This window comes from Streptomyces sp. NPDC049597 (assembly GCF_040675505.1).
In the GTDB taxonomy this organism is placed as follows: domain Bacteria; phylum Actinomycetota; class Actinomycetes; order Streptomycetales; family Streptomycetaceae; genus Streptomyces.
In genome coordinates, this window is sequence record NZ_JBFAOY010000032.1 from 27,707 (window position 1) to 34,731 (window position 7,025).

A 7,025-nucleotide genomic window follows, 5' to 3' on the forward strand; every position below is an offset into this window, starting at 1 on the left:
GGCGGACGCGGAAGGAGGCCGGGCGATGAGCGCCACGAGCAGCACCGGCACGGCCGGTACGAGCGCTGCGCCCGTCAAGGCGAAGCGGTCCCTCGCCACCCGCGTCGCCGCCCGCACCGGCGGCGGCGTGATGCGCGTCTTCCTCGTCGTCGCCGCCCTGTTCTGGCTGATGCCGACCGTCGGCCTGCTGCTCTCCTCCCTGCGCAGCCCGGGTGACATCGCCGCGAGCGGCTGGTGGGAGGTCCTGACGGCACCCGCGCAGCTCACCACCGAGAACTACTCGCGCCTCCTGGAGAACGAGGCGATCACCGACTCCCTCGTCTCCACCGTCCTGATCACCGTCCCGGCCACCGTGCTCGTCGTCGTGATCGGCGCGCTCGCCGGATACGCCTTCGCGTGGATGCAGTTCCCGGGCCGCGACTGGTGGTTCATGGTCGTCGTCGGGCTGCTCGTCGTCCCCGTGCAGGTCGCGCTCGTGCCGGTGTCCGAACTCTTCGGTCTCATCGGCATCTTCGAGACGACGATCGGCGTGATCCTCTTCCACGTCGCCTTCGGCCTGCCCTTCGCGATCTTCCTGCTGCGCAACTTCTTCGCGGAGATCCCCCGGGAGCTGCTGGAGGCGGCCCGGCTCGACGGAGCGGGCGAGATCCGCCTGTTCACCCGGGTCGTGATGCCGCTGGGCGGACCGGCGATCGCCTCGCTCGGCATCTTCCAGTTCCTGTGGGTGTGGAACGACATGCTGGTCGCGCTGATCTTCGCGGACTCCGAGTCCGCGCCGATCACGGTCGCGCTCCAGCGTCAGGTACGGCAGTTCGGCAACAACATCGACGTGCTCGCGCCCGGCGCCTTCGTGTCGATGATCATCCCGTTGATCGTGTTCTTCGCCTTCCAGCGGCAGTTCGTCTCGGGCGTCATGGCGGGCGCCGTCAAGTGACACACGTGCACAGGAGGCGGCCCGGTTCCTCGTAACCGGGCCGCCTTCACACGTTCGTCCCCCGTATGCCACGTGCGGCGTAACCAGGTCACCCCATTGGCCGTTCTCGGGCCGTCTGCCCGCGCCCGCCGGCCGAGCGGGTCCCGGTCCCGCCGCCCGGGACCGTGCCGCACCTGCCCTTCCCCCGGCCCGCCACCGGCGCGCGCCCCGCTTTCCGTCCGCCTCCTGTGGCCCGTACGAGGAAGAGTCTTCATGCCCCGCCTGAGCATCGTCGTCCCTGTCCGTCGAGTACGCGGAAGCCTGCGCGAGTGTCTGGAATCGGTGCTGTCGCAGTCGTTCACCGATGTCGAGGTCATCGGGGTCGCCGACGGATCACCGGACGGCTCGGGGCAGTTGCTCGACGAGATCGCCGCCCGTGACCCCCGCGTGCGCGCCGTGCACCTCGTGGAAGCGGCGGGCCCGGACGGCCGCCGCACGGCGGGTGCCGAGCGCGCGACGGGCGACTACCTGCTCTTCCTGGAGGGCTCCCAGGTCCTGCTTCCCGACGCGCTCCAACGGATCGCGGACCGGCTGGAGACGGCGAAGGACCCGGACGTGCTGCTGTTCGGGCATGTGCGCAGGCCGTTCCAGGGGCTGCCGCTGCCGAGCCGTTCGCTGCGCCTGCTGACGGAGATGGGCGACAGCGACCTGTGCACGCTCGCCGACCGCCCGGAACTGCTGGGGGTCGCGGCCGTCTGCTGGAACCGCGCGGTCCGCCGCGACTTCCACGAGAGCGGCCAGGCGCCCTTCGCCCCCGGCCCGGACGGGGACATCATGTACGCGCTCAGCACGCTCGCGACGGCGCAGACCGTGGCCGCGCTGCCCCTCCCCTGCGTCGAGCACCGCCGGCGGCGGCACGTCCCCGGGCTCGACCACCCCGCGGAAAGGTCCGCCCCGCACGACGTGGCCGAGCAGTTCTGCGACCTGTTCGACGCCCTCCGGAGCACACCGCGTTTCGCAGAGGTGCACGCCCCGCTGTTCCAGCTGGCCTCGCAGCACCTGCTGGAGACGTACGAGGAGGTCTCACACCGCCGGCGCGCGTACGTGCGGGCCGTGGCCGCCTTCCACCGGGAGTACCGGCCCCGCGGGCACCGGCCGCCCGGCGGCCTTCCCTCGCTGCGGCTGCGGCTCCTCGCGGGCGGCCGGACGGCCGCGCTGCGCGGGTTCGACGCGGCGCTCGCCGTGCGGCGCGGGCTGCGGGCCGCGGCGGCAGGGGCCCGGTCCCGGCTGACACGCAGGGTGTCCCCCGTGCTGTACCGGCTCCACCGGCTGCGTCCTCTGGACCGCGGGCTCGCCGTGTACAGCGCGTACGGGAACCGCGGCATGAGCTGCAACCCGGCGGCGATCTACCACAAGGCCGCCGAGCTGGCCCCCGACGTCCACGGGGTGTGGGTGGTGTCGGAGAAGGCGGCCGCCTCCCTCCCGCCCGGCGTGGACCACGTCGTGCCGGGCTCGCGCCGCTACTGGGAGGTCATGGCCCGCGCCTCGTACTTCATCAGCAACGTCAACTTCCCCAGCCATGTGGTGAAGCGCCGCGGACAGATCCATGTGATGACCCATCACGGCACGCCGCTGAAGGTCATGGGCGTGGGCCGGTACCAGTACCCGGCGGCCGCGCAGGGCCTCGACTTGCCTGACCTGCTGCACCGCGTCGACCGCTGGGACGTCAGCCTGTCGTCCAACCCGCACTCCACCGAGGCGTGGACGAGCGCCTACCCGAGCGCCGTGCGCCACCTGGAGACCGGCTACCCCCGCAACGACGTCCTCGTGAACGCCACGCCCGAGCAGATCGCCGCCGTACGCGCCTCGCTGGGCATCCGCCCCGAACAGCGCGCCGTCCTGTACGCCCCGACGTTCCGCGACCACGAGCGCGGTTACACCTGCCGGCTCGACCTCGCCCGGATCGCACGGGAGCTGGGCGAGGACACGGTGTTCATGGTCCGTGCCCACCGCTTCCACGACGGCAGCGGACTCGGCGCGCACCCGGGCGTCGTGGACGTCTCCGGCCATCCGAGCACCGAGGAGCTGTGCCTGGCGGCGGACGCGCTGGTCACGGACTACTCCTCCGTGATGTTCGACTACGCCAACCTGGACCGGCCCATCGTGGTGCACGCCCCCGACTGGGAGATCTACCGCGCGGTGCGGGGCGCCTGCTTCGACCTGCTGTCGGGGGCGCCGGGTGACACCCCCGGCGCGGTGACCCGCAGCACCGAGGAGCTGATCCGCGTCTTCACAGACGGCACCTGGAACAGCGCGGCGAACGCCGGGCTGCGCGCCGCCTTCCGGGCCCGCTTCTGCCCGTTCGACGACGGCCGGGCGGCCGAGCGCGTGGTGCGCCACGTGCTGCTCGGGGAACGCGAGCTGCTTCCGGTGACGCCACCCGAGGAGCGGGCCGCGGTGGCGCTGCCTCGGCAGGCTGCGGCCGAGCAGAGCGCGGCACCGGCCGGGACGGCGGTCTGATCCCGCGGGCGGCTCGGCCCTCGCCCGAGCCGCCCGTCAGCTCTGCCGGCCGGCCATCACCGTGACCAGCCCCGCCACCACCATCAGCGAGCCGCCCCAGGTCCACAGCGATGTGCGCTCCTGCAGCACGGTGGAGCTCGCGACGACGATCAGCAGGTACCCCAGGGCGTTGAAGGGGTACGCGATGTTCAGCGGCACGCGGGCCAGCGTCGACATCCACGCCACCGCCGAGACGGCGAAGACGACCAGTCCGACGACGACCCACGGCGTCGTGGCGGCCCGCACCACCAGCGAGCCGCCGCCGTGCTCGGCGGCCGCGGCGGCGGACCGCATACCGTGCTTGAGCATGATCTGGCCGCCCGCCGACGAGAACACCGCGAAGAGCAGCAGCAACAGGCTGGACAGCGTCAAGGTCTTCCTCCTGCGCGGGGGCCGGGGATCCGGCTCAGAGCGTGGCACCCACGCGGTCGGCACGCTCGGCCGGGACGTACTGGCGGTTGAGAATGTCTTGGACATCGACGTGCTCCCCGGCGATGATCGTCTGTGCCGCATGCGGGGTGAGCACTGCGACGTACTGGTAGCCGAAGAGTGTCGGCCGCACACGGGTCAGCAGCCGGGACGCCCCGCCCAGGACCTTCGCCACGGGTCCGCCGCCGAGCACGGACCAGAACGGCGCCCCGGTGGCGGCGAGCCGCAGTTCGTCGTAACCGGCCGCCCGCACGGTGCGGCGCAGGCTGGCGCGGGTGAAGAAGCGCAGATGCGTCTCGTCGAGGATGCCGCGCCGGTCGTATCCGAACACCCCGAGGACGACGCGCAGCCGTGCGTACCAGTGGCTGAAGTTCGGTACGGACAGCAGGAGACGGCCGCCGGGGCGCAGGACGTCCCGCAGGCCGGACAGGACGCGTTCGGGCCGGGAGAGATGCTCGATGACGTCCGCGGCGACCACGTAGTCGTAGTCGGCGGCGATGTCCGGCGGCAGGCCCTCCTCCAGGTCGGCGAGGACGAAGTCGGTGCAGCGCTCGCGTACGCCCGGCACCTCGACGAAGTCCAGGCCCGTGACGGTGTGGCCGAGGGCCTCCAGGCGCTCGGCGAACAGGCCGCCGGAGCAGCCGACGTCGAGGACGCGGCCCGGCGGCATCGTGCGCATGAGCCGCAGGATCGCCGAGTGCGAGGAGCCGTCGCCCTCCTTGAAGGCGTACTCGACCGGCTTGGGGATCCACGGGCAGGTGCCGAAGCCCTTGAGCGCGAGCCGGTACTCGAGCACGTCCTTGACGACGTCCTTGGCGTAGCGCATGCCGTTGACGTAGCAGATCTCGTCGCCGTAGTAGGTGGGGATGGGGATCTCCCGGATCCGCATCCCCGCGTCGATCAGCTGGACGACGATCTGGGTGTCGAAGTCGAAGGCGTCGGTGTTGCGGTCGATGGGCAGCCGGCGCAGGGCGGCGACGCTGTAGGCGCGGTACCCGGAGTGGAACTCGCTGAGCCGGGAACCGAGCAGCTGGTTCTCGAAGCGGGTGAGGACGCGGTTGCCGAGCCACTTGTAAAACGGCATCCCGCCCTTGAGCGCGCTGCCCGGGTTCATCATCCGCGAGCCGAACACCGCCTCGCACTCGCCTCGTTCGATGGGGGCGACCATCTCGGGCAGCAGTTCGGGGGCGTACTGCCCGTCGCCGTGCAGCAGGACGACGATGTCGAGCCCGCGGTCGGCGGCCAGGGCGTAGCCCGCCTTCTGGTTGCCGCCGTAGCCGAGGTTCTTGGTGTGCCGCATGACGACGGTCGGCGGCATGCCCTGCAGCTGCGACCAGCGGCAGCCCGCCGTGAACGTCTCGTCGCTGCTCGCGTCGTCGAGGATGAGGATCTCGGCGATGCGGGACCGGAAGTCCTTCGGGATGCGGTCGAGCGTCTTCTCCAGCGTGGCCTCGGCGTTGTACGCCACCACGAGGATGCCGATCCGCGGCCCCGGGCCGGGCGGCCGGCCGCCGTGGGGGTCGGCCGGCGAGCTCTCCAGCGTGCTCTCCATCACCAGCGCTTCTCTACTCTTTCGTCGGTTCGCTTCAGTTGACAGGGGATGCGGGGGTGGACGGGCTCTTCGTCCGGGGCGCCACCACGGGCAGCGTCCGGTCGGAGGGCGCAGGGGGCGGCTCGGCGAGCACGCGGCGCAGGCCGGTCGTGATCCCGGCGGCGAGCAGCACCCAGCCGAGGGCGGCGAGGTTCAGCGCCAAGTCGTTCCAGCGGACGGCGCTGGCGCCCGAGTACACGCACACCGTGACGACTCCGACGACCACGCCGAACGCGGCGCCCTCCCAGAGGCCGAACAGGCACAGGCCGACCACCGGCCAGGCGAGGTACTGGACGGCCGAGCCGGTGCTGAGCAGAAGCAGCAGGGTGAGCGACAGGGCGACCGCGTAGGCGGGCGCGGTGGGCCGCACCCAGGCGAGCCAGGCTCCGGCCGCCATGCACCCGAGCACGAACAGCAGGCGGAAGTCGCTGTGGAGGGCGACGACGAACGCGTCGGAGGCGCCCGCCCAGTCGGCGAACCGTACGAAGCCCCACAGCCTGGCCCGCCCGCCCTCGTATGCGAGGACCTTCTGCCGCAGCGGCTCCGGCACGGTCAGGAGCACCGGCCCCCACAGCAGCGCCATGACGGCGGTGAAGCCGGCGCCGAAGCGTACGAGGACCGGGCGCCCGGCACGGAAGGCGGCCACGAGCAGGGCGGGGACCGCGACGACCGGAATGAGCTTGACGCTCACCGCGACGGCGAGGGAGATCCCCGCGGCGAGCGGTGCCCTGCGGTCGGCGAGGAGATGGGCGGCGAGGACGGCGAACATGACGGCGACCGAATCGGTGTTGCCGTGATATCCGGACGTGGCGAAGAGAACGGGGCTCAGGGCGCAGCCGAGGGCGCACGCCATGGCCGTTCCGGTGGACCTCCGGCGGCGCAGGATCTCGAATACGAGAACGGCGGAGACGACATCGGCGAGGCAGGCGGGCGTACGGATCAGAATTCCGAACGGAATTCCCAGCCGGTCCAGTCCGTCCAGCCCGAGGAGCATCCAGCTCGCGAGCGGCGGATGGTTGTAGACGGGCAGGCGCGGCATCGGGTGTTCGTAGATGCGAAGAGGGCCGACCTGGGCGATCGCCCGGGCGAACGCGTCGAAGATCCGGACGTCGGCGGGACCGCGCGATTGAGCGGCGAGGACCATTTTCGCGACGAAGGCGAGTGCCGACACCGTGAGGACAACGGATCGCGCCCGGCGCACGTCGAGCGTTCCCGTTTTCGTTCGCATTCGCAGGTCCATGGCCGCCGAACGTAGCAATCGTCAACGTCGACGACCGGCACCTGATAAACACACTAAATTCTGGACAGTTGACTGCGCTGCGATCTTTGGCGAAGTCCCGGCACGCGAATCACCCGGAAGGTCCATTCCCTCAGGGCACGGCCTCCTTCAGGATCCGGTCCGCGACCGTGGTGACGGCGTTCGCGTCGTCGGGGTCACCGTGGTGACGGCGTTCGCGTCGTCGGGGTCACCGTGGTGACGGCGTTCGCGTCGTCGGGGTCACCGTGGTGACGGCGTTCGCGTCGTCGGGGTCG

General features: G+C 71.5%; 5 protein-coding genes. 2 read left to right on the forward strand and 3 right to left on the reverse strand.

Translation table 11 applies throughout. The features are described from left to right. Positions 1-25: 25 nt before the first annotated feature. Together AB0K02_RS28105 and AB0K02_RS28110 are read left to right on the forward strand one after the other, a co-directional pair. Positions 26-934 carry a carbohydrate ABC transporter permease gene (locus tag AB0K02_RS28105; RefSeq protein WP_365995357.1) on the forward strand — a complete coding sequence of 303 codons (909 nt, stop codon included), beginning with the start codon at positions 26-28 and terminating at the stop codon, positions 932-934. A 252-nt stretch (positions 935-1,186) separates the two neighbouring features. Next, positions 1,187-3,433: a bifunctional glycosyltransferase family 2 protein/CDP-glycerol:glycerophosphate glycerophosphotransferase gene (locus tag AB0K02_RS28110; protein WP_365995329.1), complete on the forward strand. Its 2,247-nt coding sequence runs from the start codon at positions 1,187-1,189 to the stop codon at positions 3,431-3,433. A 36-nt stretch (positions 3,434-3,469) separates the two neighbouring features. On the opposite strand, the gene AB0K02_RS28115 is transcribed toward AB0K02_RS28110, so the two are convergent. Genes AB0K02_RS28115 through AB0K02_RS28125 form a run of 3 tightly spaced genes read right to left on the reverse strand, consistent with a single transcriptional unit; the run spans position 3,470 to position 6,720 of the window. Beyond that, a complete protein-coding gene (locus AB0K02_RS28115) occupies positions 3,470-3,844 on the reverse strand; it encodes a hypothetical protein (RefSeq protein ID WP_365995330.1) in 375 nt (124 codons plus the stop codon). 34 nt (positions 3,845-3,878) lie between these two features. Continuing rightward, a complete protein-coding gene (locus AB0K02_RS28120; protein ID WP_365995331.1) occupies positions 3,879-5,453 on the reverse strand; it encodes a bifunctional glycosyltransferase/class I SAM-dependent methyltransferase in 1,575 nt (524 codons plus the stop codon). A 34-nt stretch (positions 5,454-5,487) separates the two neighbouring features. After that, on the reverse strand, positions 5,488-6,720 hold the full coding sequence (locus tag AB0K02_RS28125) for a hypothetical protein (RefSeq protein ID WP_365995332.1): 1,233 nt from the start codon (positions 6,718-6,720) through the stop codon (positions 5,488-5,490). Positions 6,721-7,025 lie beyond the last annotated feature (305 nt).